Genomic DNA, 26,568 nt, shown 5'->3' with positions numbered 1-26,568 from the left:
CACTTGGGCAGAATGCCTGGGCACGATTTCGCTCCGCCTCTCCGCCTGCCTGCCCCATGCTGCCGCCCCGCCTCCTCCTCATCGACGATCACGCGCTGTTCCGCTGCGGCCTGCGCATGGTGCTGGATGCCGGCATCCCCGGGCTGGAGGTGGCGGAAGCCGCCTCGCTGGAGGAGGCGATGCGCACCCCCCTGCAGGAGCCGGCGCTGGTGCTGCTGGACATCCAGCTGCACGGGCTCAACGGCCTGGAGGGCATCGCGCTGGTCAAGCGCAAGTGGCCCGATGCGGCGGTGGTGATCCTGTCCTCGGACGTCTCGCCGCAGAAGGTGCGCATGGCGCTGGAGCGTGGCGCCGCCGCCTTCGTTTCCAAGGCCGATCCGGCCGACCGCATCCTCGGCGTGATCGGCCAACTGCGCCAGGGCCTGCCGGTCGCCGGCGATGCCGCCCATGCGCTGGCGGGGGGCGCGGACGCGTCGCTGCTGACGCCGCGCCAGAGCGAGGTGCTGGACCTGATGTGCCAGGGCCTGTCGAACAAGCTCATCGGCCGACGGCTCAACCTGTCGGAGAACACGGTGCGCGGCCACGTGCAGGCGGTGCTCGCGGCATTGCAGGTCTCCAGCCGCTCCGAGGCCGGCTTCGCGGCCCGGCAGCGCGGCCTCGTGGCCTGACTGACTGATCGATTGATGGTCTCGCGGCCCCGCCAGCCTGAAGACCGGATGCTGGTGGAACAGCTGCGGCTGCAGCTGGGCAACATCGGCAGCTCGGTCATCCCGACCATCCTGCTGGCGCTGCTGCTCGTGTGGGTGCTGTCGAACGAGGCCAACGCGCTTGCCATCCGCGCGTGGGCCGGCCTCACCATCCTGATGAAGCTGTACCTGGCCTGGGACGCCCAGCGTCTGCTGGCCATGGAGATCAGCCCCGAGGACGCGCGCCGGCTGCTGCGGCGCAAGATGGTCGTCAACGTGATCGACGGCGCGCTCTGGGGCGCGCTGGCCTGGGCCGCGCTCGGCACCACCACCGTGGCCGGCAGCGTGCTGGTGGTGGCGGTGCTGGCGGGCGTGGCGGGCAGCTCGATGTCCTCGCTGGCGCCGATCTTTCCGGTCTTCGTGGTGTTCGGCACGGCCGAGCTGATCGTGCTGGGCGCCAAGCTGTGGACCATGGACGATCCGGCCTACAACGGCCTGGCGGTGGCCGCGGTGCTCTACACCGCCGCGCTGTTGGGCCAGGCGCGCAACGGATCACGCGCGGCGCGGCGCGCGATCGGCCTGCGCTTCGAGAACCACGAGCTGATCGAGCGCCTGCGGGTCGAGACCGAGCATGCGCAGGCCGCTCACCGTGCCGCCGAAGAGGCCAACCTCGCCAAGTCCAAGTTCCTCGCCGCCGCCAGCCACGACCTGCGTCAGCCCATCCATGCGCAGGGCCTGTTCCTGGAGGTGCTGGCGCGCAGCAAGCTCTCGGCCGACCAATACGATGCCCTGGCCAATGCGCGCGCCACCTGGCAGGCCTCGGCCGAGATGCTCGACACGCTGCTGGATTTCTCCCGCATCGAGGCCGGCGTGGTCGAGCCGCAGATGCAGGTGTTCGCGCTGCAGCCCCTGCTCAACAAGATCGAGAACGAACTCGCGCCGCAGGCCGACGCCAAGGGCATCGTCTACCGCTCGCGCGAGACCCACGCGGCGGTGCGCTCCGATCCGGCGCTGGTGGCGTTGATCCTGCGCAACCTGGTGTCCAACGCGATCCGCTACACCGAGGAGGGTGGCGTGCTGGTCGCTTGTCGCGCGCGCGGGGACCAGGTGCTGCTGGAGGTGTGGGACACGGGCATCGGCATCGAGCCGGGGCAACACGACGCGATCTTCCGGGAGTTCCACCAGCTCGGCAACGCGGAGCGTGACCGGCGCAAGGGCCTGGGCCTGGGCCTGGCCATCGCGCAGGGGCTGGCCAAGGCGCTGGGGCAGACGCTGTCGCTGTCGTCGGTGCCCGGGCGCGGCAGCGTGTTCCGGCTGGCCCTGTCCGCGGAGCGTGCCGGCGTGGCGGAAGAAGAGGGCGCCCGCATGGTGCCCGGCCCGGCGCGGGTGTTCGACCTGCATGTGCTGGTGATCGACGACGACGAATCGGTGCGCACCGGCATGCGCCAGCTGCTGACGGCATGGGGCTGCGCCTGCGACGCGGCCGATTCGATCGAGGAGGCCCAGGCCTTGGCACGCGCCCGGCCGCCGGACCTGGTGATCAGCGACTACCGGCTGCGCGAACTGCGCACCGGGGCCGAAGCCATCGCGGCGCTGCGCGCGGAATTCGGCGCCGACCTGCCGGCCCTGCTGATCACCGGCGACACCGCGCCGCAGCGACTGCGCGAAGCGCGCGCGACCGGCGTGCCGCTGCTGCACAAGCCGGTGCTGCCGAGCCAGCTGTACCGCGCGATGACGGCGGTGCTGAGTGGGCGCGAGCTCGATTCCTCTTTCGCGCCGCTCGACATGCGGCGGGCTTGAGCGAGGGCCTGGACAGGCCCTACTCGCAGCGGAACAGCACGCCCTTTTCGGCCGGGGCTTTGCCGAGCATCCGGGCGGTGGTCCCCTTCTCCGCGCAATGATCCGTGGCCTCGACGTAGGTGGTGGCGCGCAGGGTGCCGTCGCGCATCGGCACCACCTGGTTGGGAGGCACGCCACAGCCAGCGATGGCCAGGGCAAGGGGGAGGGACGCAAGCCATTTCATCCGCCTATTTTGCAGCACCCCGCCCGGCCGCAGCGTCGCTGCTCTATAACCCGGCCCTGGGCTCTTTTCGCAGCCCTTCACCACCCGCCGAGGTTCCCATGACCCGTTCCGTCGCCGAGAAACGCGCCACCTTCCGCGCGCTGCATGTCCAGGGCTGTTTTCTGCTGCCCAATCCCTGGGACGTGGGCAGTGCACGCTACCTGCACAGCCTGGGCTTCCAGGCCCTGGCCACCACCAGCTCGGGCTTCGCCTGGTCGCGCGGCCATGCCGACGGCGCGCTGTCGCGCGAGGCGGTGCTGGCCCACCTGCGCGAGCTGGCCGCCGCCACCGATCTGCCGGTGAACGCGGATTTCGAGAGCGGCTTCGCCAGCGACCCGCAGGGCGTGGCGCAGAGCGTGCGCATGGCCATCGACACCGGCGTGGCCGGGCTGTCGATCGAGGATTCGACCGGCGATCCGGCGCATCCGCTGTTCGACATCGACGTGGCCGTCGCGCGCATGCGTGCCGCGCGCGCGGCCATCGACCAGGAGGGCGGCGATACGCTCCTGATCGGCCGGGCCGAGAACTTCTTCGTCGGCCGCCCCGACCTCGACGACGCGATCGCACGCCTGCGCGCCTATGCCGAGGCCGGCGCCGACTGCCTCTATGCGCCGGGCATCCGCACGCGCGAGCAGATCGAGGCCGTGGTCGCCGCGGTGGCGCCCAAGCCCGTCAACCTGCTGGTCGGCGCCACCAGCGAGTTCACGCTGCAGGACATTGCCGCGATGGGCGTGCGTCGCGTCAGCGTGGGCGGCGCGCTGGCGCGCGCTGCCTGGGGCGGCTTCATGCGCGCGGCGCGCACGCTGCAGGAAGGGCGCTTCGACGGCTTTGCCGATGCGGCCCCGGGTGCGGAGCTCAACGGGCTGATGCGCTGACGTTGCACAGGAAAGCCTCGCGCTGAAGAGTTGACTGTCGGAGGCGCACCCATGTTGCATGGCAATCAGCGGCGACTCGATGACCGGCTTGCGGTACATCGACAACGCGACCGCGCTTCCAGTGATCGAGAGGTCGTCGTTTCGGCGATTCGCCATCAGCGCGAAGACGACTATCACTGACGAAGCGCATCGGCGCCCTCGCCGGAAGCATCAAGCCCGCTCGTACAGCGTCACGACGCAGGCGCCGCCCAGTCCCAGGTTGTGCTGCAGGGCGATGCGCGCGCCCTCCACCTGCCGCTCCTGCGCGCTGTGCCGCAGCTGGTGGGTGAGCTCGTAGCACTGCGCCAGCCCGGTCGCGCCCAGCGGGTGCCCCTTGGACAGCAGCCCGCCCGAGGGATTGGTGACCACCTTGCCGCCGTAGCTGTTGTCGCCGGCCTCGATGAAGGCGGTGGCGCCGCCTTCCGGGCACAAGCCCAGCGCCTCGTAGCTGATCAGCTCATTGTGCGCGAAGCAGTCGTGCAGCTCGACCACGTCCAGGTCCTCCGGCCCGATGCCGGCCTGCTCGTAGACCTGGCGTGCGGCCGCCTGGCTCATGCCGTACCCCACCACGCGCAGCATGTCGTGGCTCTCCAGGCTGTCGGGCGTGTCGGTGGTCATGGCCTGGGCCGCGATGCGCACGCCGGTGGGCAAGCCATGGGTGCGGGCGAAGCGCTCCGACACCAGCAGGGCCGCTGCGGCGCCGCAGGTGGGCGGGCAGGCCATCAGGCGCGTGAGGACGCCGGGCCAGAGCGTGGGCGCGTCCAGCACGTCGGCCTCGCTCAGTTCCTTGCGCAGCAGCGCCAGCGGGTTGCGGGCCGCATGCCGGCTGGCCTTGGCCCGCACCTTGGCGAAGGCCGACAGCGGTGTGCCGTGGCGCTGCATGTGCGCCAGGCCCGCGCCGCCGAAGTAGCGCAGCGCCAGCGGCAGCTCCGGCATGCCGACCAGCGCGTCGACCTCGCGGTCGAAGAGATCGAAGGGACTGGGCCGGTCGTCGAACACCGTGCCCAGTGCGCCGGGATTCATCTGCTCGAAGCCCAGCGCCAGCACGCAGTCGGCCGCGCCGCACTCGATGGCCTGCCGTGCGAGGAACAGCGCGGTGGAGCCGGTCGCGCAGTTGTTGTTGACGTTGACCACCGGGATGCCCGTCATGCCCACCTCGTACAGCGTGCGCTGGCCAGCGGTGGAGTCGCCGTAGACGTAGCCCACGTAGGCCTGCTGCACCTGCGCGTAGCCGATGCCCGCGTCGGCCAGTGCCAGCCGCGCGGCCTCGGCGCCCATCTGCGGGTAGGGCGCGGCGGCGCCCGGCTTGGTGAACGGGATCATGCCGACGCCGGCGACGTACGCGTGCGTGCTCATGATGGCTTGGCTTCCATGCGCTGAAGTAGCTCGGCACGGATGTCCTTCTTGAGCACCTTGCCCACCTTGGAGCGCGGCAGGTCGGGCCAGAGCTCGATCTGCTTGGGCGCCTTCACGCTGCCGATGCGGGCCTTGACGAAGGCCTGCACCTCGTCCGGGTCGAGCGCATGGCCGGCGCGCGGCTGCACCACGGCCACCACGCGCTCGCCCCATTTCTCGTCGGGCAGGCCGATCACCGCGCCATCCTGCACGCCGGGGTGCTGCATCAGCGCCTGCTCGACCTCCACCGAGTAGACGTTGAAGCCGCCGGTGATGATCATGTCCTTGGCGCGGTCGACGATGTAGAGGTAGCCGTCCTCGTCGAGCCGGCCGATGTCGCCGGTGTGGTGCCAGCCGTGACGGCCGGCCTCGGCGGTGGCTTCGGCGTCCTTGTAGTAGCCCATCATGACCAGCGAGCCGCGCACCACGATCTCGCCGGTCTCGCCGGTGGCGAGCAGCTCGCCGCCGGCGTTCATCGTGGCCACCTGCACCAGCGGCCCGGGCCGGCCGGCGGAGGCCAGGCGGGCCCGCGCCACGCTGCCGTCGGGGAGGAAGTGCTCCTTCGGCGCCATCATGGAGATCATCATCGGCGCCTCGGTCTGGCCGAACAGCTGCGCCATCACCGGGCCGATCTTCGTCAGGGCCTCCTCCAGGCGCGCTGGGGAGATCGGCGCGGCGCCGTACCAGAAGCACTGCAGCGAATCCAGCCGCGTGCCGGCCAGCTGCTCGTGCGCCAGCAGCATGTAGATCAGCGTCGGCGGCAGGAAGGTGTGGGTGATGCGGTGCCGCTCGATCAGCGCGAGAAACTCGCCCAGGTCCGGCCTGGGCATGATCACGATGCGGCCGCCGAGCGCCATCACCGGCAGGCACAGCACGCCGGCCGCGTGCGTGAGCGGCGCGAGCGCGAGGTAGCCCGGCCGGCCCTCGAAGGGATAGCCCATCAGCGTCAGGGCCGACATCGACTCCAGGTTGCCGCCGGACAGCATCACGCCCTTGGGCTGGCCGGTGGTGCCGCCGGTGCCGGCGATCATGGCCAGGTCGTCCGCCGGTGCGACCGCGAGCGGTGCGTCGGACACGCCTTCCAGCCACTGCGCGAGCGATGGCGCGAAGGGCAGCGCCTGGTCGAGGCACACCCACTGCCGGATCTGGGGCAGGCCGGCACGCATCTGCTCCACCATCGGCGCGTAGGCGCTGTGGAAGATCAGGCAGGCGCAGTCGAAGCGGTCGAGCACGTAGCGGTTCTCGCCGGCCTCGTTGCGCGGGTTGATCGGGCACCACACGCCGGCCGCGCGCGAGATGCCGAATACGCAGGCGAAGGCGGTCGCGTCGTTGCTGCTGAGCACCGCCACCTTGTCGCCCGGCCCGATGCCGGCGCGCTGCAGTGCCCGGCCGACGCGGTGGCTGATGCGCTGCACCTCGGCGTAGCTCATCACGGCATCGCCCATGACCAGGCACGGCGCAGCGGGCCCCAGTTGGCCCCCCTTGTCGAGGTAGTCGACGAGGCGCATGGCGGGCGCCTGGTCAGGCATGCACCGTGAGCACCGGCGCCTGCACCAGGCCGAAGCTGCGCAGCACCCCGAGCAGCTCGTGGTGGCCGAAGGCCTGGCAGCCGCTGGCGAAGCCGGCGCGCCGCGGCGCCTGCTGCAGCAGCGAAGCGGCGGCATGGGCCTGCAGCAGCCCGGTCTGCTTGTAATTGCAGTTGCCGTAGATCACGCAGTGCGCGCGTCCCAGCGGACCCGAGGCATGGACCGAGTCCACCGACTTGTTGATGCGCGGGTTCTCGCGCGGCGGCATCGTGTTCATCACGCCGGCGGCGGTCTGCGCGAGCGCGGCGTAGCGCTCATCCGGGTTCATGTTCTTGGTGGCTTCCAGCGCGGCCGCCACGATCTGCGGCACGCCCAGCATCAGCGGCTTGTTGAACACGCCGCCCAGCACCTTGACGTTGGCCACGCGCGGATCGCGCTTGAACCACACCGGGTGCGAGGTGCCGCCCCAGGGCAGCGCCAGCGCGGTCTCGTGCTGCCCCGGGATGGCCAGGTGGTACAGGCCCGCATCGGGCTGCCATTCCACGTACTGGTTCTGCTGCAGGTGGAAGGCCTTGGAGGTCGCCGCGTTCACCAGGATGGTCTGGGTCGACGCGATGGTGGGGCTGCCGCCCCAGAACACGGCGATGTCCAGCGTGTCCAGGCCCGGCGTCTCCAGGCACAGCTGGGCCGCGATCTCGCCGGTGGTGTACATCTGGGCCAGGCCGGGCGACAGCAGGAGGCCTGCCTTTTCGAACTGCTCGCCGTACTCCTGGTCGAGCGTGATCAGCCAGTCCTGCTCGCCGGTCGTGTCGGTATAGTGGCACTTCGCGGCCAGGCAGGCCTGCACCACCTCCGGCCCGAAGCGGGCGAAGGGGCCGACCGTGTTGAGGACCACGGAGGCGCCGCGGAACAGCTCGGTCAGCGCCGCGGTGGTGTGCGGGACCTCCACCACCTCGTAGTCGGCGGTCTCGATGCCCGGCACGTTCGCCCTCATCGCCGCGTCGAGCTTCTCCTTGCTGCGGCCGGCGGCGATGAACGGGACGCCGTACTCGCGCAGGTACTCGCACACGAGGCGGCCGGTGTAGCCGCTGGCGCCGTAGACCACGACGGGCTTCTTCTTGCTGCTGCTCTTGCTCATGGTGCGTTCCTTTCGGGTTTCACATGCCCATGCCGCCATCGACCGCCAGGCCGGTGCCGGTGATGAAGCGGGAGGCGTCGCTGCTGAGGAAGACCACCGCGTCCGCCATGTCGCGAACCTCGCCGAGGCGGCCCAGCGGCGTCTGTCCGATCACCTCGCCGATGGCGGCCTCGGGCGAGGCGAACAGGCCGGCGGTGACGACGTCGCCCGCCAGCTTCTGGCCCATCTCGGTGGGCACCAGGCCCGGGTAGATGCAGTTGACGCGCACGCCGTAGCCGAGCTTGCCGGCCTCCATCGCGCCCACGCGCGTCAGGCGGTCGACCGCCGACTTGGTGGCCGAGTAGCCGGCGATGCCCGGGAAGGCGATGGTGGCGGCCACCGAGGCGATGTTGACCACGGTGCCGCCCTTTCCCGCCTGGCCTTGCGGGCGCATCGCGCGAAACGCGTGCTTCATGCCCAGTGCGGTGCCGACGATGTTCACGTCGAGCATGCGGCGCAGGTCGGCCGCATCGATGTCGGCTACGAGCGCCGTGATCTCGATGCCGGCGTTGTTGACCAGGAGATCGAAGCCGCCCAGCTCCTCCACCGTGGCGGCGACCGCGGCGTCCCAGTCGCCGTCGAGCGTGACGTCCAGCGGCACGAAGCCGGCCTTGGCGCCGCCCGCGGCGATGCCGGCAGCGGTCTCGCGGCCCAGCGGGGCGAGCACGTCTCCGATCATGACGGCGGCGCCGGCCGCTGCCAGCGCCTGGGCGATGCCTGCACCGATGCCGCGCGCGCCACCGGTGACCAGGGCCTTGCGGCCGGTCAGGTCCATTCCATTCATGCCTTGTCTCCTTTATGTTTTGGACGACTGTCAAGACGTCCGCATAAATGCTAGAAATCGCCTTGACGTCTGTCAAGAAAAGTTTGGGCGAACGTCAAACGAGGCCGCGATCGGCGGTTTGGACGACTCCCTGCTGGCCGATCGACCGACCTTGATGTCTAGCGCTGTGACGTTGTTGCTGATGCCGGTGCGAATATTCCGGGCAGACCGAAGGGCAAGGCACGGGGCAGGTAGGCCAGTGCAATGGGGCCACCCGCAATGTCGGCCGCCGAAAAAACCATCAGGGCGGTCTGCCGGCGCTCCATGTCCAAGCCGGTGCCGACGATCCATGAGGCAGGCCCCGTGCCGGAGGTCCGGACATAGATGTGTTCTTCGATGCACCACCGGTCACCAAAGTTGTACTCAGTCTTGCGCCCCGTATCCACATCGAAGGCGACGAGCTGATCCCAGCCCGGAAGGCTTGAGGATCGGCCAGCGCTGCGCCCGACGTAGGCGGCCGATATGATCAGCGAGCTGCACTTCGCCTGGCTGCTGCACCGCGCCCACGCCGGCGCGCAGGCCCGGCCGAGACCGGAAGGCGAGGGCGAGACCGGGGCCGACGCGGTGACCGTCGAGCAGATCGTGCACTGGGCCTCGGCCGGCGGCGCCCAGGTCCTCAGGTGGCGGCGCTGCTGCGAGGCGGGTGACCAGACGCCAAAAAGTGCACATTTCCTAGCGGGGAGGTCGCCGCTGAATTCCTGCCGCCTTGGGCTTGGACCGTACGATCATCCGGTTCACCCAAGGAAGCCATGGATCCCGTCGTCGGCCAACTGCTGTCTCCGCGCTATGACGCCGGCGCCGTCGCGCTCTCGTATGTGATCTCCTTCTTCGGCTCGTTGCTGGCCTTGCTGTGTGCCCACAAGCTGGTGCGCCGCGACGGCTCGCTCGACCTCTCCATGCTGGCCGGTGGCGCGGTGGCGCTGGGCGGCATCGGCATCTGGTCCATGCATTTCATCGGCATGGTGGCCTACCGGCTGCCCGTGACGGTCGCGTACGACGTGCCGCTCACGGTCCTGTCGCTGGTCGCCGCGATCGCGCTCTCGGGCATTGCCCTGTACCTGGCCGGCGGCAGGCGCTTCACGCGCGGCGGCTGGTTGGCCGGCAGCCTGCTGGCAGGCATCGGCGTGTGCGTGATGCACTACATCGGCATGTTCGCCATGAACATGCGCGCGAGCATGGATTTCGATTGGCTCATGGTGACCGCCTCCGTCGCGATCGCCATCGGCGCGGCGGCGACGGCGCTATGGCTGGCCTTCAACCTCACGGAGCTGGCGCACCAGTTCATCGCGGCCGCCGTGATGGGCGTGGCCGTCTGCGCGATGCACTACACCGGCATGGGGGCTGCCACCATGGTCTGCACGAGCGTGGCGCCGGCGGCCTCCTACCTGATGAGGGATGGCAACATGGGGCTGGTGGTCTTCAACACGGCGTCCGTGGCGCTGATCTTCATCTTCAGCAGGATCGAGATCGACGACTGGCTCGACAACGTGATCGCCAAGGGGCGGCGTGCCACGCAGGCGCCACCCAGCCCTCCGCGGTCGTGAACTGATCGCCATGGCGCTCGAGCCTTCAATCTGCTCTCGCCCGCTTCTGGCGCGGCAAGTGCGACTCCAGCAGATCGACGAAAGCCTGCGCCGCGGGACCGAGCACGCGCGAGGTCTGCCACACGAGATGGATGGGGCGTTCCAGACCCGGTGAGACCACCGGCACGAGGGCCACTTTCGTCGCGTCGAAGAACGGCACGGCGATCCTTGGCACCACGCTGACCCCGAGTCCTGCGGCGACCAGGCCGGCCACCGTCGGCAAGTGCTCCACTTCCATCGCGTCCTCCACCGTGATGCCGCGCATCGCGTATTCCAGGTGCTGGCCGATGCTGCCCGAGCGGGCGTAGCGGATCAAGCGCGCGCCGTCGAGGTCGCGCAAGCCGACCCGCTTGCGTGAAGCGAGCTGGTGGCCGGCGGGGCACGCGAGCACGAACGACTCCTGCAGCAGCACGCGGTATTGCAGGCCCGCCAGCGGCCCGGGCGCGCTGAGGATAGCGAAATCCGCCTGCCGCTCGCGAACCAGTTCCATGCATCGTGGAGGCAGGTGGTCGAACAGCTCGACACGGATGCCCGGGTACCTGGCGCGGAACTGCGCAATCAATGGCGGCAGCCAGTGCGCCGCGAAGGGAGGTGAAGTCGCGATGGCGACGCGTCCCTTGCCCATGCTGGCGCGGTCGCGCAGGTCGGCCCCGATCTCGTCGAGCTCGCCGACCACCCGCCGCGCCGAGGCGACCAGGCGTTCGCCGTCGCCCGTCAGGCTGACCCGGCGCCTGTCCCGATCCACCAGGCGCAGGCCAACCTCGGTTTCCAGCTTCGCGATCATCTGGCTGAACGCCGACTGCGTCACGTTGCAGCGTTCCGCGGCCAGCGAGAAGTGCCGAAGCTCGTCCAGCGCAATCAGCGCGCGAAGCACGCGGGTCGATACGTTGATCACTTTTGCTACTTACAGAAAGCAAAGAATTAATTTTACTGACATGCCTGCGCTGCCTAGGATTCGACTCACAACAGCGGCAAGGAGCCGAAACATGAGACATCCGACACGACGCAGACTCACGTCCGCGCTGACCGCCGCCATCGTCTGGACCGCCACGGGGCTTTTTTCCGCCGGCGCCCAGGCACAGCCCTATCCCAACAAGCCGATCCGCCTGATCGTGCCCTGGCCTGCGGGCGGAAGCACCGACGTCCTGGGCCGGGCGCTGGGCGTGGAACTGGGAAAGCAGCTGGGGCAGCCTGTTATCGTCGACAACCGGGCCGGTGCGGCCGGGAAGATCGGCACCGCCGTTGCGGCGAAGTCGCCCGCGGACGGCTACACCATCTACCTCGGAACCATCGCCAACTTCAGCGTGGCGGCTGCGTGGGAACCTTCCCTGCAGTACGACCCCATCAAGGACTTCGCACCCGTGGCCTACGTGGCCGACTCTCCCGCGATGCTCGCGGTCAGCAGTTCCCTCCCGATCCACGACATCAAGGAATTGCGCGAGTACGCCCGAACCGCGGGACGGCAGTTGTCCTATGCCAGTGCAGGCGAGGGCAGCGGCTACCACCTGATGGCCGAGCTTTTCAAGCTGCAGACCCGGCTCGACCTGCTCCACGTGCCTTTCCAGGGAACACCACCGGCAGCGACCGCGGTGGCCGCCGGTCAGGTCGACATGACCTTCGATGCGGCCGGGCTCAAGCCCTTCGTCGAGTCAGGCAAGTTGCGGCCGATCGCGGTCACTGGCAACGAGCGATGGACCTTCGTGCCGGAAGCCGCCACCTTCGTTTCGCAAGGTGTGGAGAACCTGGAGGGCAACAGCTGGTTCGCCATCTTCGCGCCGTCCGGAACGCCCCCGGAGGCCATCGCCAAGTTGAATGGCGCGATCAACAAGTCGCTCTCGTCTCCGGAGTTGCTGGCCGTGCTGAAGGCCAACGGCTACATCCCGGTGGGCGGAACGCCCGCCGCGCTGGGCAGCATGGTCGCCAAGGACATGGCGAAGTGGAAAGACGTCGTGCAGAAGGGCAACCTGCGCGCCGCCGCCAGGTAGCCCGTCGCGAGTTCGCACGAACGTGAACCAGCAGCGCATCCTGTTCAAGGGCGCCACCATCCTCACGATGGACGGCAAGTCGGCGGACATGCCGGTGGGCGATCTCCTCGTCGAAGGCGATCGCATCGCGGCTATCGCGCCGGCACTGACGGTCGACGACGCAGAGGTCGTCGACGGAGCGGGCATGGTGATGTGTCCGGGCTTCGTCGACACCCACCGCCACACGTGGCAGACACCTCTGCACGGTGTGAGGACCGACTGGAACCTGCTCGACTACATGACGTACATCCGAGGCATGTATTGCGTCAGCTACGAGCCCGAGGATGCCGAACTGGCGAACTGGGTCGGCGCGCTGGAAGCGCTGGATTCCGGCATCACGACGCTGGTCGATCACTCGCATCTGCAGTTGTCGGAGGCGCACTCGGACGCCCTGGCAACCGGCTTCCTGCGGTCCGGCATCCGCGGCATCTATTGCTACGGCACCTACCGCAACCTGGCATACCAGCCGGGACGGCCGGCGCAGGACCTCCCCGGCCTGCTTCGAGACGTCAACGGCCCGCTCGACGCGTGGCACCAGCGCAATGCCACGCGCATCCGTGAGAAGTACTTCGCCGACGATTCGGCGCGGGTTCGTTTCGGCATCGCTTCGCGCGAGTTCGAAACGCTGCCCGAATCGGCATCCATGCTGGAGGAACTGCGCTGGGCCCGGACCTTGCATCCGGCGCGCATCAGCATCCATGTCGGCATGAGCGCTCGCGAGCCGCTCAATGTGGTGCGGGAGTTGCACCGAGCCGGCGAGATGTGCCCGGACCTGCTGTTCGTCCATGGCAACCATCTCGCCGACGAGGAGCTCCGGATGATCATCGACGGCGGCGCGTCGATCAGCTCCGCCATCGAGATCGAGATGACCTACGGCGCCTATCCCGTTGTCGACCGGTTCACGGCGATGGGTGGGCAGTCGAGCCTCGGCATCGACGCGACCATCGACTTCGGCGGCGACATGTTCGGGCAGATGCGGGCCCTGCTGAACGTGTGGCGGCTGGAGCGGTCGTTGAAGAACCCCCGCAAGATGACCCGCAAGGTCCACCAGAAGAAGGTGCTGGAAATCGCCACCGTGCGCGCGGCCGAGGCGATCGGGCTCGGGGGTATCACGGGCAGCCTCGCAGTGGGAAAGAAAGCGGACCTGCTGCTGCTGCGGACCGATGCCCTGGGCCTGGCTCCCATGTGGGACCCCTACGCGGCGATCGTGAGCTACGGGCACTCCAGCCTGGTCGACACGGTGATGGTCGACGGCCGTGTCGTCAAGCGTGATGGCCGCCTGGTCGGCATCGACTGGCCCACGGTTCGCGCAGCGCTGGAGCGCTCGAAAGACAACATCCGCCGGCGCTTCTCGCTCATCCCGGAGCAGCCCATTCGCGCTCGTTGGGCGCAGGGCTTCCGGATCGAAATCACGGACTAGCGAGGCGGGCGCGCCCTGCTCAAGACCGTTCCGCCGGCGCTCATGCCGCCAAGGCGCGGCGCGTACTGCCCAACATTTCCATGGAGTCAAGAATGTCCCAGGACGATTTTGCAGCGCTCAAGGCCCGCGTGCAGGCGCTGGAGGACCGCAACGCGATCCTCGATACGCTGATGCAGTATGGCCACGCCCTCGACTACGGCGACGTCGAGCGCTTGATGGACTGCTTCACGGAGGATGCGGTTCGCGAGACCCGCCGCCCGGACGGCACCGTCAATCGGTGGCAGGGCGTTGCGGGAACCCGGGAGTTCGCGACCACGCATAGCCATGCGCCCGACAAGTACCACAAGCACCTGGTGCTCAACAGCGCAGTCGACGTGCACGGGGACACGGCGGATGTCGTGAGCTACATGTTCCGCATCGATGCGGGCGATGGCGGCAAGTCCTTCGTGTGGGGAATGGGCCGGTACGTGGACAAGATGCAGCGAGGCCTCGATGGCCGCTGGCGCATTCTGCTGCGCGTGACTTTCATCGAGGACGACTGGCCCGGCCGCTCGCGGCCGGCCACGGGTCTGGTCCCATCACCGGAGACAACATGAACATCCGATCCAGGGCGACCGCGAAGCTCGCCTTCTGCATTCTTGCGTGCGTCGCGTCGAGCCTTCCGCTGGCCAACGCCCAGCAGGTGCCGTTCCCGAACAAGCCGATCCGGCTGGTGATCCCGTTTCCCGCGGGCGGGCCGACCGACGTCCTCGGCCGCCGGATCGCGCAGTCGCTCAGCGAGTCGGTCGGGCAGCCGGTCGTCGTCGACAACAAGCCCGGCGCCAGCGGCACCATCGGCAGTGCGGAAGTCGCGCGTGCGCCCGCGGACGGCCATACGCTGCTCTTTGCCAACTCGGACGTCTTCATCAACGTCACGGGGGTCGTCAAGAAGATGCCCTACGACCCGCTGCGCGACTTTGCGCCGGTGTCGCTCCTGGCGCGTTACGGCGTGGCGATGATGGTGCGGCCCGGCATGCAGTCCGCCGCGGGCTTGCCGGACGTGCTGAAGAGCATCGGGGACAACCCCGGCAAGGTCAGCTACGGATCCTGGGGGCCGGCCACTTATCCGCACCTGATCGGCGAGGCACTCGGCCTGCGTGCCGGCGCACCGCTGGTGCATGTGCCCTATCGCGGCGCCGCGCCTGCACTGCAGGACTTGCTGGGCGGCAACATCGATATCGCCTTCCTGGGCACAGCCGTGGCCGCCGGCTATGCGCAGAAAGGGCAGGTGAAGCTGGTGGCCGTGACGGGTGAACGGCGGGACCCGCTCGCCCCCGACGTGCCGACCTTCGCCGAGCAGGGGATGGCGGACCCCCTGGTTCGCATGTCCCCCTGGATCGGCCTCGCCGCCCCCGCGCAGACGCCTGAAGCGGTCGTGCGGAAGTTGCAGCAGGCGCTGGTCGGCGCCTTGTCCACACCGGAGGTGCGCCGCACCCTCCGCGACTTGAGCATGGAATCCGTCGGCTCCACGCCGGAGGCGTTCGCCACGCAACTGCGAAAGGACTTCCCGCTGATGACCCGCCTGATCCGCGCCGCCGGCGTCGTGCCGGAGTAGGGCGGCTCCGCGCGCAGCATGCAAAACGACTTCCTGATCGTGGGCGGTGGCACCGCCGGCGCGGTAGTCGCGGCTCGGCTGTCAGAGGATCCCCGCTGCCGTGTCCTGCTGGTCGAGGCCGGGGATGACGTCGTCCCGGGCGGCGAGCCTGCGGACATCCGCGATCCATTCCCGGCGTCGACGCTCAACCCGAACTACTTCTGGAGCGGCCTGACCGCCACCGCAACGGACGGCGGCGCGCCGATGCCGTATCCGCAGGCACGCGTGATGGGTGGGGGTTCGAGCATCAACGGCATGTTCGCGCTGCGCGGCGTGCCATCCGACTATGCGCAATGGGCCGACGCGGGAGCCGGCAATTTTTCCTGGGAGACGGTCCTGCCTCATTTCCGGCGGATCGAGAACGACCGCGATCGACGCGGCGTGGCCGGTGGATTGCACGCGATCTCCCGCACGCCGAGGGAGCAATGGCCGGCTTTCGTGCGGGCCATGGAAGAGGCGGCCGAGCGTGCCGGGCTGCCCTTCGTGGCGGACATCAACGAGCAACCTGGCGACGGCTTTTTTTCAATGCCGAATGCCATCGACGCGGAGGCACGCGTGACCACCGCCGGGTGCTACCTGACGCCCGAGGTGAGGGCACGGTCGAACCTCGAAATCCTGCCGAACGCCCACGTGACCCGGCTGCGCACCAGCGCAGGCGCCGTCTTCGGCGTGGAGGTCAACCGGAACGGTGCGATCGTTCACTTGAGCGCCAGTCGGGTGGTCGTGTGCGCGGGCGCCATCCATACGTCGACGCTGCTGCTGCGCTCCGGTATCGGGCCGGCAAGCGAGCTGGCAGCCCTGGGCATCCAACCCGTTCTCGAACGTCCTGGCGTCGGGCGCAATCTGCAAAACCATCCCTATATGTTCTTCGCGCTCACGCTGCCCCGCGGCAAGCGTGTCGCCCAGGATCTGCGGCGCTTTGCCCTGGCCGGCATCAGGTCGTCGTCGGGGATGCCTGGTTGTCCGCCCAGCGATCTGTTCAATTTCGTCATCGGACGGGTGAGTGGAGAGTCGTATGGCCCTGACTTCGCATTGGTGGGAAGCGCGCTGTACGCGCCCAGGTCTCGCGGATCGGTCCGGCTCAAGAGCGCCGATCCGTTGGACGGTCCCCACATCCACTTCCGCTTCATGTCGGACCCGGCAGATGGTCCGCGCATGGTTTCGGCCGCCCGGCAGGCCGAGCGCTTGCTCCATGATCCCGGTGTCGCCGCTCAGTACCACGAAGCGTTCCTGCTCCCTGGCGCATTGGCGATCAAGCAGTTCAACCGGCCCGGGCTTGCCGGGAAAGTGCTGGCCATGGCGGCGGAGGCCGCTGCCAATTCGCCGGCCCTGCTTCGCCGCCAGATCTTCGGTCGCGCATTCAAGAGCGGGGCGCCTGCCGCACATCGTGGAGGTGGGCGCGTGATCTCGGACGAGCAGATCCTGTCTTCGATCAGTCCGATGGGGCATCCGGTCGGCACCTGTGCCATGGGCCGGGCGGACGATGCCATGTCCGTCGTCGATGAGCAATTCCGGGTGCATGGCATCGAGAACCTGTTCGTTGCGGATGCCTCCGTCATGCCCGTCATCCCGAGTGCGAATACCAACCTCCCCACGATCATGCTTGCCGAGTTGGCGGCAAAGCGCATCCGGGCTTGCGGATAGCTTCATGGCGTCCACTTCTCATCGCGTGCTGATCTCCGGCGCCACGGTCGTCTCGATGGACGAGGTCCTCGGCGTCATCGAAAACGCCCAACTGGTCATCGAAGGCGATCGCATCGTCTCGCTGTCGAGCGAACCGTCCGCTGCGCCTGTCCTTGCCGCCGATGAAGTCATCGACGCGCGTGGCTTCATCGCGATGCCGGGCTTCATCAACGCGCACATGCACACCTGGCAGACGGCTTTGCGCGGAGTCGCCAGCAACTGGACCCTTCAGGAATACTTCCGCTGGATGCACGCCGGATTGGCGACCCGGTTCGCCCCGGCCGACGTCTACATCGGAACGTTGGCCGGTGCCCTGAACCAGCTCAATTGCGGAACCACGACGCTCGTCGACTGGTGCCACAACAACCCGACCCCGGCGCACACGGATGCGGCAGTCGATGCACTGGAACGCAGCGGCATCCGTGCGGCTTTCTTTCACGGCAGTCCGAAGCCCGGTCCCAAGCCCGGCCAGGCTCCTTTCTGGGAAGTCCGCCACCCCCGCAAGGAAGTGGAGCGGTTGCTGGCACAGCCGCGGTTTGGAGACGAGAGGCTGCTGAGCGTGGGGATGGCCGTGCTCGGTCCCCATTACTCGACGCTCGATGTTGCGCTGGCAGACTTCAGGCTCGCGCGCGAGTTGAACCTCACCGCCTCGATGCATCAGGGAGGAGGCCCGGCCCGGGCCCCGGACGGCTGGGTGGTCCTCGAACGCGAGGGGCTGCTGGGACCCCACATCAACATCGTGCACGGCAACGATCTCTCTGACGCGCAACTCGATCGATTCGTCGCTGCCGGCGTGTCTTTCTCGATCACGCCGGAAAACGAGATGACGCAGGGCCATGGCCATCCGATCATCGGCCGCCTGCGCCACCGGGGCGTCGCTGCGTCGATCGGCGTTGACCTGGAATCGGGCCTCTCCGGGGAGATGTTCACGGCGGCGCGAATGGCGCTCGGCCATCAGCGGTCCCTGGACAACGAAGCATTTCGCCGAGCGGCGGCGACCTTCGATTCCGTCATTCCGCCGACTTCCACGATCAGGACGGTCGAAGCGTTGCGCTGGGCGACAGTCGAGGGCGCGCGCATGCTGGGCCAGATCGACCGCATCGGAACCATCACGCCGGGCAAACAAGCCGACCTGGTGCTCGTCGACGCAAGACTGCCGAACATGCAGCCCCTGCACGACCCCATCAATGCTGCGCTCATGCAGACGAGCCTTGCCAACATCGACTCGGTGATGGTTGCGGGAAGGTGGCGCAAGCGCGGCGGTCGCCTGGTCGACGAGCGGCAAGCCGTTCTCGATCCCGAGACGTGGCTGGTGCCGTTGCGCGAGTCGGGGCGGCGCCTGGCGGCAGCGATGAACTTATCGGGCGTTCAGAAGAACAGCCAGTAGAACAGCCCGCCGAAGATCGCCCACTTCACCGCATAGTAGGTGGGCTTGTTCCACGCCTTCAGGCGCTTGCCCAGCACGCGGATCTTGTAGACCTGCGCGAAGGCCTTGTTCAGGCCGCCGATGGGCTCGCCTTCCTCGTTCTGCGTGGCGGCGGCCTTGATCATGCGCCAGCCGATCTCGCGGTTGATCCAGCGCGCGATCGGGTTGTTGAGCGGCCGCTCGATGTCGCAGAACAGGATGAGCCGGGTCTCGTCGGTGAGGTTCTCGGCGTAGTGGATGTAGGTCTCGTCGAACATCACCGATTCGCCGTCCTTCCAGTGGTAGGACTGGCCGTCGACGAAAATGCGGCAGCTCGCCGCGTCTTGCGGCACCTTCAGGCCCAGGTGGTAGCGCAGCGAGCCGGCGAAGGGGTCCCGGTGGCGCACCAGCCGGCCGCCCGGGGGCAGGATCGCGAACATGGCCGCGCGCACCGAGGGAATGCCGGCGAGCAGTTCCGTGGTTTTCGGGCACAGGCCCTTGGCCGAAGGCAGGAAATCGCCGTACCAGTTGAGGTAGAAGCGCTTCCAGCCGGTGCGGAAGAAGGAGTTGAAGCCGATGTCGGTGTAGCCCTTCGCCGCCTTGATGTGGCCCTCGTCGAACAGCCCGAGCCCCTCGTCGCGGATGGTCTGCCAGTTCTGCTCGAGCACCCGCAACTCCGGGAACTGCTTCACGTCGATGTAGGGCTTGGAAGGCACCGACGAGAACCAGTACATCAGCACGTTCAGGGGCGCGAAGAAGGTCGAGTGGTCGCTCAGCTGCCGCCCCAGCCCGTGACGCACCTGGCCGCGGAAATGCACGTACAGGCCGGCGCCGAGGAAGATCAGGGGGATCAGGAGCTTGTAGGACAGGAGGCTGGACATCGGGCTCGCGGGCTGGGGGCCGCGGAAGGGGCGAAGGGCGTATTTTCGCCGAACCGCCGAAGTTCGCCCAAAGGGCGGGCTTCCAAAGGTAATCTGTGGGGAATTGCGTCGACCCGGCGCCGATGTCGCCGGCCTGACAGTCGATGTCAGCCGCACTTGGAACAAGGCACAAGCTCGCTGCGCCAAAGTCGGGCTTTGGCTTCGCGACGTGCCCTCTCCCCATCTGCGCTCCGGATCGACAACGCCGGCTAAGAATCCCTCGTCATCAGACGCAGGTTCTGCACGGCCGCGCCTGCCGCACCTTTGCCCAGATTGTCGAGAACCGCGCTCAAGACGATCTGGCCCGTGCGCTCATTGCTCGCGACGGCCAGACTCATGTCGTTCGAGCCGTTGTGGACTTGCGGGTCCAGTTCGGTCATGGGCGCAGCGGAAGACATCGGCATCACACGCACATGCGCTGCATCGCGGTACCGCTCGCTGAAGCATTCGTGGATGCGCGTGCCGGAGACATCCGAGGGAAGCATTCGCGTGTGCAACCCGATCGTGAGCACGATGCCCTGGCGGTAGCTGCCATAGGCGGGCACGAAGATGGGCCGGGCCGCCAAGCCGGCATAGGCCTCGATTTCCGGCACGTGCTTGTGCTCGAGCGCAAGGCCATAGACCTTCAGCGAATGCGCCCCTGCTCTCGCTCCGGCCTCATGCGCTTCCGCCCCCGCCCGGCCCTGACCCGAGTAGCCTGAAACGGCATGGATGACCAGCGGATAGTCGGCGGGCAACAGGCCCGCATCCGTCAACGGTCGCAGCAGGGCGACCGCGGCGGTGGGATAGCAGCCCGGGTTCGTGACCCGCGATGCCGAGGCGATACGTTCGCCTTGCCCTGCATCGAGCTCCGGCAGGCCGTAGACCCAGCCCGGGCTGGTGCGGTGAGCCGAACTGGCGTCGATGACACGCACCGAAGGATTCTCGATCATCGCCACCGCGTCGCGCGCCGCGGCATCGGGCAGGCAAAGGATGGCGATGTCGCACTCGTTGAGCGCGGCCCGCCGGGCAGCCGCGTCCTTGCGCACGTCGGCCGGCAAGGTGCGGATGCGGAATTCCCCGCCCCGCAGCCGGTTCTGCAGGTCGAGGCCGGTGGTGCCCTGGTCGCCGTCGATGTAGATGTTGAGGTCCATGGCGTGCGATCGTAGGGATATGGCCTCGATGGCTCCAGCTAAATATATGCAACGCAGGATTAAGAAAAGTTAAATTAGCGCGATGCGGGAACTGAGCCTCGACCATCTGCGCACCCTGGTCGCCATCGCCGACCTCGGGTCCCTCGCCAACGCCGCGCGCGCCCTTCACCTGGCGGCACCCACCGTCACCGTACAGGTCGCGGAACTGGAGTCGCGCCTGGGTGGCCAGTTGCTCGTTCGCGGGCGAGGGCCCGCGCAAGCGACCGCCTTGGGAGAGCGGTTCATCGCGCGTGCCCGCAGGCTGCTGGCAGACGCGGACGACGCCGTGGAAGACGTTCGACGTCAGCTCGCCGGCCAGACGGGCCGCGTGCGCGTAGGCGCCTCGACGGGCGCCATTGCGCACCTCCTGCCGCCCGCGCTCGAGCGTCTTGCCCAGAGCCATCCCGGCGTCGACGTGAACGTGCAGGTGCTGACATCCAACGAAAGCATGACCCGGCTCGCCGCAGGAAGCCTGGACCTGGCGGTCGTGGCGCTCCCGCAGGCGCCTGTGCGGGGCGTCCATGTCACGCCGCTGCGGCGCGAGGCTGTCGTCGCCTTCTTGCCGGCGGCCTGGAAAGCACCTAGACGACTGACGCCGCAGTGGCTGGCCGAGCGGCCGTTGATCCTGAACGATGCCTCCACGCGTCTCTACCGGCTGACGGCGGAATGGTTCTCTGCGGCTGGCGTTCATTGCCGGCCGCGCATCGAGCTCAACTACAACGATGCGATCAGGACGCTGGTGGCCGCCGGCTACGGAGCGGCTCTGCTGCCGGAGGAATCGCACGAGCCCGCGCGTGATCCTCGCATCGCCATTCGTCCGCTCAGCCCGGCACTATGGCGGCAGCTGGGTCTCGCGGTCAGCGACCGAGGCGCCAGCGGCCCGACACGTTTCGTCCTGGAGGCATTGCTGGCCTGAGCGCTTTTGGCCATGGCGCCGGTGCACGGGGCCGATCGCGCCCCTCGTGCGTCGAGGTGGGCCTTCAGTCCCGCGCCTTGTCCGGGAAATGGTCGAAGGGCGTGAGCGCCTGGGCGATGGGTGCGCCGGTCGCGTCCACGATGCGCAGCCCCGGCGTGGCTTCGACGTGGCCGATACGCGCGACGGGCGTCGCGCATCGGCGCCCGGCTTCGCGCACCGCCTCGGCGGCCGAGGGCGGCGCGGTGAACAGCAGCTCGTAGTCGTCGCCGCCGGCGAGTGCGCAGGTGCGGCGCAGCACCGGATCGAGAAGGGCCGCGCCGTCGATGCCGATCAGCGCGCAGGCCGCGTCCGCGTCCACCGTGGCGCCCACGCCGCTGGCCTCGAGGATGTGGCCGAGGTCACCCACCAGGCCGTCGCTCAGGTCGACCGCCGCGGTCGCGATGCCGCGCAGCGCCTGGCCGAGCGCGACGCGCGGCTCGGGTTGTTCCATGCGGCGGCGCGCCTGCGCGAAGGCCGCGGCCGGCAGCTCCAGCGTGCCGCGGAAGACCTCCAGCGCGAGCCGCGCATCGCCCAGCGTGCCGCTGGCCCACAGGTCGTCGCCCGGTTTGGCGCCGGAGCGCAGCAGGGCAGCGCCGGCCGGCACTTCGCCGAAGACGGTGATGCAGATGTTGAGCGGCCCGCGCGTGGTGTCGCCGCCCACCAACTCACAGCCATGTGCGTCGGCCAGTGCGAAGAGACCGCGTGAAAAGCCTTCGAGCCAAGCTTCGTCCGCGGCCGGCAATGCCAGTGCCAGCGTGAAGGCCAGCGGCTTCGCGCCGCAGGCCGCCAGGTCGCTCAGGTTGACCGCCAGTGCCTTGTGCCCCAGCCGCGCGGGATCGACGGTGGACAGGAAGTGGCGCCCCTCCACCAGCATGTCCATGGACACCGCCAACTGCATGCCGGGACAGGGCGCGAGCAGGGCGCAGTCGTCGCCCACGCCCAGCGGCGAGCGGCGCGCGGGACGCTTGAAGTAGCGCTCGATGAGATCGAATTCACCCATGTACTTCTTCTCAGTTGCTTCGCCGCGCGCTGCAACGCGACAAGCCGCGCATGCCAGCCGGGGAACACCGCGGAACCGGCTTGGCCGGGCCGCTGGTGTTGCCCCCGGAGAGGGGGTTGGCGGACCACACGAAGTGGGGGAGCCTGGGGGAGAGCGTCATTTCAGCCGTGCCGGAAGCGCATGGCGGACTGCCGCACCACCTCGGCCAGCAGCCGCTCCTTCGCCTGGCGCTCGCGCAGCCAGCGGGCATCGTTGCGGTTGGCCTCCACGCTGGTGCGCAGCACGGCCAGGGCCTCGGTGGCGTCGAGTGCCTCGCTGTGCCATTCGAGCTGCGTCATGGTCATCAGGATATGGTCGCGCAGCGGCATGTGCTCGCCGCTCGCGGGATCGACGTACACCGCGTCCAGGCCGAAGCGGCAGGCCTGGAAGCGGTTGTAGGTGTAGACCAGGTAGTCGTCCTCGCTGGGCGTGAAGGGCTGCTCCTGCAGGAACCAGGCGGCCAGCGACTGCACGTAGCCGGCCAGCGCGGCAGCGCGCTCCACCGTCAGCGGCGTGTCGAACACGCGGATCTCGATGGTGCCGAACTCCGGCTTGGGCCGGATGTCCCAGTAGAAGTCCTTCATGCTGCGCACGACGCCGGTGCGGGTCATGCGCTCGAAGTAGTTGCCGAACTCCTTCCACGACAGCGTGAAGGGCGCGCGGCCGGACAGCGGAAAGGCGAACACCGAGTTCAGCCGCGCCGAGTCGAACTGCGTGTCCTGCCCCTGCACGAAGGGCGAGGAGGCCGACAGCGCGATGAAGTGCGGGATGTAGCGCGACATGCGGTGCAGCATGAGCAGCGCTCCGTCCGCGTCGGGGCAGCCGATGTGCACGTGCTGGCCGAAGATGGTGAACTGCTTCGACAGGTAGCCGTACAGCTCGGACAACTCGCGAAAGCGCGGCTTGTCGTAGATGCGCCGCTCGTGCCACTGCTGGAAGGCGTGCGTGCCGCCGCCCACCACCGCGATGTTGAGCTTGTCGGCGTTCTTCACCAGCGCGTCGCGGATCGGCGAGAGCTGCGCCACCACGTCCTTGGCGGAATGGCAGATGTCGGTGGAGATCTCGATCATGCTCGAGGTCATCTCCGGCACCACGCTGCCGGGCAGCGGGGTCAGGGCCATCAGGCGCAGCATGTCCTCGGCGTAAGGCGCGAGGTCGTAGTCGTGGGTGTTGACCAGCTGCAGTTCCAGCTCGACGCCCAGCGACAGCGCGACGGACTTGTTGAAGGGCTCCAGCGGCACGGCGCGGCTGGCGGAGGAGCCGGGCGCCGGCGGCGTCGCGCCGGGAAGGAGGTCGGGGCCCTGCAGGCTCATCGTTGCGTGTCCTCCGTGATGCCGAAGGCCTCCGGCGTCCAGGGCCTGGAGCTCTCGCCGGCGCCGTGAATGGCGATGGTGGCAAGTACCGCGCCCAGGATCTCCATCAGCAGGATCGCGGGCAGCGCGATCTGCGTGATCATCGCCCCCAGCAGCGGAGAGGCGCTCACGAAGCCGGAGGTGATGATGAGCGCGATGGAGGACAGCGGCGACATCGCGCAGCCCACCCACAGCGCCTGGCGCCAGCTCGCGCCGCTGCCCGGATTGGCGATGGCCACGCCGGCGATCTTGGCGACCGTGCGCACGGCGATCACCGCCAGCACCACGCTGGCGATCGGCAGGCTCCAGTCGGCCTGCGCCGCCACCACCGACACCAGCACGAACATCAGCATGGTCAGCAGCGAAGCCGCCGTACCCAGCTGGCGCGGCCAGATCCAGGGCTTGGGATGCAAGGCCTTGAGCAGCACGCCGCCGATCAGCGCCGCCAGCGGTGCCGAGCCGCCGAAATGCGCGGCGATGGCGGCGCCGGCCGCGATGATGGCCAGCAGCAGGATGGACGTGTTCTCGCTGGTCGGGCTCATCACCCGCAGCGCCGAGCGCAGCGAAAGCGCCATCAGTGCGCCCACCACGAAGGACAGGCCCAGCACCACCGCCACCGGGTAGAGCTTCTGGAACAGGCCGAGCGGCGCATGCTCGATCAGCCCGGCCTGCGCAAAGCCCAGCGCCAGCGCGTAGAAGGTGTTGAGCGTGGCCAGGGTCATGGCGCGCTCGGTCACCGGGCCGGAGCCGCGGGTGTCGATCACCACGCGCATCAGCACCGCCGGCGAGGCCACGATGGCCATCAGCGCGATCGGGTTGGCCACCGGGTCGGGCACGTCCATCCAGTGCAGCACCCAGAACACGCCGAAGTACGTGAGGGCGGCCTCCAGCAGGCTCTGCACCAGCACCATCGGGTTGTGGCGGAACCAGCGCAGCGGCAGGCGGCCGCCGGCCTCGAACAGCACGATGGCCACGCCGAGCTCCAGCAGGAAGAGGCTGATGCCCTGCAGCGGCCACATCACGCCCTCGAAGCCGGCCAGGCCGGTCACGGTGCCGACCATCGAGTAGCCCACCACCTTGGGCATGCCCGCGTAGCGTTGCACCAGGTGGCCAGCCGCCGCGGCGGCGGCCAGCAGCAGCGACCACAGCACGATGGGCAGCCCCGCCGAGGGCCGCACCCACTCGGACCAGAAGCCCAGCAGGTCATTGGTAATGAAAGCGCTCATCGCCCAATCAATTCAAAAGTCGCGCGCCCGCCCGGGGCGCCACGAGTCGAGCAGAGCGCGCAAGGCGTTCATTGCTCGAGAAAGGTGAAATGCGTTCAGTGCAGCACGCGCGAGACGGGCGTTCCGCCCGTGTCGGCTTCCAGCACGAACATGGGGATCGCGACGTCGAAGCGTTCGCCGCGCTCGGTCACGAAGAAGTAGCTCCCATGCATGGTACCGCTGGGTGCCTGCAGCCGGCACCCGCTGGTGTAGCGGAAGGACTGCCCAGGCGCCAGCAGCGGCTGCTGTCCGATCACGCCGAGGCCCTTGACCTCCTGCGTCTGCCCGGCCGCGTCATTGATCAGCCAGTGGCGCGAGATCAACTGCGCCGCCTCGGTCCCTTCGTTGGTCACGGTGATCGTGTAGGCGAAGGTGTAGACCCGGTCCTCGGGCGAGGACTGGTCCGGCAGGTAGCGCGGCTCGGCCTGGATGCGGATCGGATGGCTGGACATCCGGCGAATGTTAACAACCCGCCACCCCGGCCTGCGACAATTCCGGCCCATGACGAGCCCCCGCCCCTTCCGCATCGCCCCCTCCATCCTCTCGGCCGACTTCGCCCGCCTGGGCGCCGAGGTGAGCGACGTGATCGCCGCCGGCGCCGACTGGATCCACTTCGACGTCATGGACAACCACTACGTGCCGAACCTCACCTTCGGGCCGATGGTGTGCCAGGCACTCAAGCCCCATGCGAAGCAGGCCGACGGCACGCCCGTTCCGATCGACGTGCACCTGATGATCGAGCCGGTCGACGCCCTGGCCGCCGCCTTTGCGCAGGCCGGCGCCGACTACATCAGCTTCCACCCGGACGCCTCGCCCCACACGCACCGCAGCATCCAGGCCATCCGCGCGGCCGGCTGCAAGCCGGGGCTGGTGTTCAATCCGGGCGCCGGGCTGGAGCCGCTGGACTGGGCGATCGACGACATCGAGCTCATTCTCATCATGAGCGTGAACCCGGGCTTCGGCGGCCAGAGCTTCATCGATTCGGCGCTGCGCAAGATCGAGCAGGCCCGCAAGCGCATCGAGGCCAGCGGGCGAGACATCCGCCTGGAGGTGGACGGCGGCATCAAGGCCGACAACGTCGCGCGCGTGGCCAGCGCCGGCGCGGACACCTTCGTGGCCGGCAGCGCGATCTTCAACGCCAAGGACTACGCGGCCGTGATCGCGCAGATGCGCGCTCAACTCGGGATGGCTTCGCTCAACGCTTGAGCTTCTCGTTGTAGACCCGGTCGGCCTCGGGGCCGCGGTCGGTGTCGACCACGCCGCGCTCGACGTCCTCCATGCCCTTGCGGCCCAACTCGGCCGAGCCGCCCTGGTTCTGCTGGCTGTCGGAGGACTGGTCGCGCTCGTGCGGCAGGCGCGGCGCCGATTCGCCGCCCTGCCCGACCTTGGTCTGGCCGCCGCCCGCATCCTTCAGGGGGTCGGTCTTGTCGGCGGCGGTCTTGTCTGCGGGCTTTTTGCTGGGCATGGCATGCTCCTTTGTCATCGCAGCGTTCTCGCATGCCATCGCGGAAAGCCCGGTAGGACCGGCCTGTGC

The 26,568-nt window shown here is 68.6% G+C and carries 26 protein-coding genes; 12 read left to right on the top strand and 14 right to left on the bottom strand.

Features of this window, described 5'->3' with window-relative positions; genetic code table 11:
• Positions 1 to 56: 56 nt before the first annotated feature.
• Both A8M77_RS10180 and A8M77_RS10175 read left to right on the top strand, forming a co-directional pair.
• Positions 57 to 668 carry a response regulator gene (locus A8M77_RS10180; protein WP_086921442.1) on the top strand — a complete coding sequence of 204 codons (612 nt, stop codon included), beginning with the start codon at positions 57 to 59 and terminating at the stop codon, positions 666 to 668.
• Between the two features lie 48 nt (positions 669 to 716).
• Positions 717 to 2,486, top strand: a complete 1,770-nt coding sequence (locus A8M77_RS10175; protein ID WP_238136772.1) for an ATP-binding response regulator — start codon at positions 717 to 719, stop codon at positions 2,484 to 2,486.
• Between the two features lie 19 nt (positions 2,487 to 2,505).
• Here A8M77_RS10175 and A8M77_RS10170 read toward each other — a convergent pair whose 3' ends face one another.
• The gene (locus A8M77_RS10170; RefSeq protein WP_086921440.1) at positions 2,506 to 2,709 is read right to left on the bottom strand and encodes a hypothetical protein; all 204 of its coding nucleotides are present in this window, start codon (positions 2,707 to 2,709) and stop codon (positions 2,506 to 2,508) included.
• 98 nt (positions 2,710 to 2,807) lie between these two features.
• On the opposite strand from A8M77_RS10170, the gene A8M77_RS10165 reads away from it, so the two are divergent.
• Complete coding sequence (locus tag A8M77_RS10165) at positions 2,808 to 3,623, top strand: isocitrate lyase/PEP mutase family protein (protein WP_086921439.1); 816 nt, start codon at positions 2,808 to 2,810, stop codon at positions 3,621 to 3,623.
• Positions 3,624 to 3,833: 210 nt separating this feature from the next.
• On the opposite strand, the gene A8M77_RS10160 is transcribed toward A8M77_RS10165, so the two are convergent.
• The 5 genes from A8M77_RS10160 to A8M77_RS37415 all read right to left on the bottom strand — a co-directional run bounded on the left by A8M77_RS10160 (position 3,834) and on the right by A8M77_RS37415 (position 9,047).
• The gene (locus tag A8M77_RS10160) at positions 3,834 to 5,018 is read right to left on the bottom strand and encodes a lipid-transfer protein (RefSeq protein ID WP_086921438.1); all 1,185 of its coding nucleotides are present in this window, start codon (positions 5,016 to 5,018) and stop codon (positions 3,834 to 3,836) included.
• Positions 5,015 to 6,565 (bottom strand): AMP-binding protein, encoded by a 1,551-nt coding sequence (locus tag A8M77_RS10155; protein ID WP_086921437.1) that lies wholly within the window; start codon positions 6,563 to 6,565, stop codon positions 5,015 to 5,017. Before A8M77_RS10155 ends, A8M77_RS10160 begins: the two co-directional genes overlap by 4 nt.
• 13 nt (positions 6,566 to 6,578) lie before the next feature.
• Positions 6,579 to 7,721: a DUF5938 domain-containing protein gene (locus A8M77_RS10150; RefSeq protein ID WP_086921436.1), complete on the bottom strand. Its 1,143-nt coding sequence runs from the start codon at positions 7,719 to 7,721 to the stop codon at positions 6,579 to 6,581.
• 19 nt (positions 7,722 to 7,740) lie between these two features.
• A complete protein-coding gene (locus tag A8M77_RS10145; protein ID WP_086921435.1) occupies positions 7,741 to 8,544 on the bottom strand; it encodes an SDR family NAD(P)-dependent oxidoreductase in 804 nt (267 codons plus the stop codon).
• A gap of 158 nt (positions 8,545 to 8,702) precedes the next feature.
• Positions 8,703 to 9,047, bottom strand: a complete 345-nt coding sequence (locus A8M77_RS37415) for a carotenoid oxygenase family protein (RefSeq protein ID WP_443270884.1) — start codon at positions 9,045 to 9,047, stop codon at positions 8,703 to 8,705.
• A 285-nt stretch (positions 9,048 to 9,332) separates the two neighbouring features.
• On the opposite strand from A8M77_RS37415, the gene A8M77_RS10135 reads away from it, so the two are divergent.
• Positions 9,333 to 10,127 (top strand): MHYT domain-containing protein, encoded by a 795-nt coding sequence (locus A8M77_RS10135; RefSeq protein ID WP_086921433.1) that lies wholly within the window; start codon positions 9,333 to 9,335, stop codon positions 10,125 to 10,127.
• Between the two features lie 25 nt (positions 10,128 to 10,152).
• Here the strand turns inward: A8M77_RS10135 and A8M77_RS10130 are convergent, their stop codons facing one another.
• On the bottom strand, positions 10,153 to 11,040 hold the full coding sequence (locus A8M77_RS10130; protein WP_158100907.1) for a LysR family transcriptional regulator: 888 nt from the start codon (positions 11,038 to 11,040) through the stop codon (positions 10,153 to 10,155).
• Positions 11,041 to 11,152: 112 nt separating this feature from the next.
• Between A8M77_RS10130 and A8M77_RS10125 the strand changes: the two genes are divergently transcribed.
• The 6 genes from A8M77_RS10125 (at position 11,153) to A8M77_RS10100 (ending at position 18,313) form a co-directional block, all read left to right on the top strand.
• Positions 11,153 to 12,151: a Bug family tripartite tricarboxylate transporter substrate binding protein gene (locus A8M77_RS10125; protein WP_158100906.1), complete on the top strand. Its 999-nt coding sequence runs from the start codon at positions 11,153 to 11,155 to the stop codon at positions 12,149 to 12,151.
• Between the two features lie 22 nt (positions 12,152 to 12,173).
• Positions 12,174 to 13,610 (top strand): amidohydrolase family protein, encoded by a 1,437-nt coding sequence (locus A8M77_RS10120; protein ID WP_272947432.1) that lies wholly within the window; start codon positions 12,174 to 12,176, stop codon positions 13,608 to 13,610.
• 92 nt (positions 13,611 to 13,702) lie between these two features.
• Entirely contained in the window at positions 13,703 to 14,206 is a 504-nt protein-coding gene (locus A8M77_RS10115) for a nuclear transport factor 2 family protein (RefSeq protein ID WP_158100905.1), read from the top strand.
• A complete protein-coding gene (locus A8M77_RS10110) occupies positions 14,203 to 15,204 on the top strand; it encodes a Bug family tripartite tricarboxylate transporter substrate binding protein (RefSeq protein WP_086921429.1) in 1,002 nt (333 codons plus the stop codon). The genes A8M77_RS10115 and A8M77_RS10110 overlap by 4 nt, the downstream gene beginning before the upstream one ends.
• 18 nt (positions 15,205 to 15,222) lie before the next feature.
• Positions 15,223 to 16,887, top strand: coding sequence for a GMC family oxidoreductase (locus A8M77_RS10105; protein ID WP_086921428.1), 1,665 nt, complete (start codon positions 15,223 to 15,225; stop codon positions 16,885 to 16,887).
• A gap of 4 nt (positions 16,888 to 16,891) precedes the next feature.
• A complete protein-coding gene (locus tag A8M77_RS10100) occupies positions 16,892 to 18,313 on the top strand; it encodes an amidohydrolase family protein (RefSeq protein ID WP_086921427.1) in 1,422 nt (473 codons plus the stop codon).
• Here the strand turns inward: A8M77_RS10100 and A8M77_RS10095 are convergent.
• On the bottom strand, positions 18,295 to 19,212 hold the full coding sequence (locus A8M77_RS10095) for an aspartyl/asparaginyl beta-hydroxylase domain-containing protein (RefSeq protein ID WP_086921426.1): 918 nt from the start codon (positions 19,210 to 19,212) through the stop codon (positions 18,295 to 18,297). The genes A8M77_RS10100 and A8M77_RS10095 overlap by 19 nt on opposite strands.
• Before the next feature lie 248 nt (positions 19,213 to 19,460).
• Positions 19,461 to 20,384, bottom strand: a complete 924-nt coding sequence (gene argC, locus A8M77_RS10090) for an N-acetyl-gamma-glutamyl-phosphate reductase (protein WP_086921425.1) — start codon at positions 20,382 to 20,384, stop codon at positions 19,461 to 19,463.
• 82 nt (positions 20,385 to 20,466) lie between these two features.
• On the opposite strand from argC, the gene A8M77_RS10085 reads away from it, so the two are divergent.
• Positions 20,467 to 21,339 carry a LysR family transcriptional regulator gene (locus A8M77_RS10085; RefSeq protein WP_086921424.1) on the top strand — a complete coding sequence of 291 codons (873 nt, stop codon included), beginning with the start codon at positions 20,467 to 20,469 and terminating at the stop codon, positions 21,337 to 21,339.
• Between the two features lie 64 nt (positions 21,340 to 21,403).
• Here the strand turns inward: A8M77_RS10085 and thiL are convergent, their stop codons facing one another.
• From thiL to apaG, 4 genes are all read right to left on the bottom strand, one after another.
• Positions 21,404 to 22,378 (bottom strand): thiamine-phosphate kinase, encoded by a 975-nt coding sequence (thiL, locus tag A8M77_RS10080; RefSeq protein WP_086921423.1) that lies wholly within the window; start codon positions 22,376 to 22,378, stop codon positions 21,404 to 21,406.
• Positions 22,379 to 22,539: 161 nt separating this feature from the next.
• The gene (locus A8M77_RS10075; protein WP_086921528.1) at positions 22,540 to 23,658 is read right to left on the bottom strand and encodes a YbdK family carboxylate-amine ligase; all 1,119 of its coding nucleotides are present in this window, start codon (positions 23,656 to 23,658) and stop codon (positions 22,540 to 22,542) included.
• Positions 23,659 to 23,726: 68 nt separating this feature from the next.
• Positions 23,727 to 24,995 (bottom strand): cation:proton antiporter, encoded by a 1,269-nt coding sequence (locus A8M77_RS10070; protein ID WP_086921422.1) that lies wholly within the window; start codon positions 24,993 to 24,995, stop codon positions 23,727 to 23,729.
• A 95-nt stretch (positions 24,996 to 25,090) separates the two neighbouring features.
• On the bottom strand, positions 25,091 to 25,486 hold the full coding sequence (gene apaG, locus A8M77_RS10065) for a Co2+/Mg2+ efflux protein ApaG (protein ID WP_086921421.1): 396 nt from the start codon (positions 25,484 to 25,486) through the stop codon (positions 25,091 to 25,093).
• Between the two features lie 49 nt (positions 25,487 to 25,535).
• On the opposite strand from apaG, the gene rpe reads away from it, so the two are divergent.
• Positions 25,536 to 26,240, top strand: coding sequence for a ribulose-phosphate 3-epimerase (gene rpe, locus A8M77_RS10060; protein WP_086921420.1), 705 nt, complete (start codon positions 25,536 to 25,538; stop codon positions 26,238 to 26,240).
• Here rpe and A8M77_RS10055 read toward each other — a convergent pair.
• Entirely contained in the window at positions 26,230 to 26,499 is a 270-nt protein-coding gene (locus A8M77_RS10055; protein WP_086921419.1) for a hypothetical protein, read from the bottom strand. The two genes, rpe and A8M77_RS10055, sit on opposite strands and share 11 nt — an antisense overlap.
• Positions 26,500 to 26,568: the final 69 nt, after the last annotated feature.

The sequence above is a fragment of the Variovorax sp. JS1663 genome, from assembly GCF_002157355.1.
Classification (GTDB): Bacteria; Pseudomonadota; Gammaproteobacteria; order Burkholderiales; family Burkholderiaceae_C; genus Variovorax.
The sequence above is the reverse complement of the archived record's forward strand: the minus strand, read 5'-3'. Positions and strand labels throughout refer to the sequence as shown.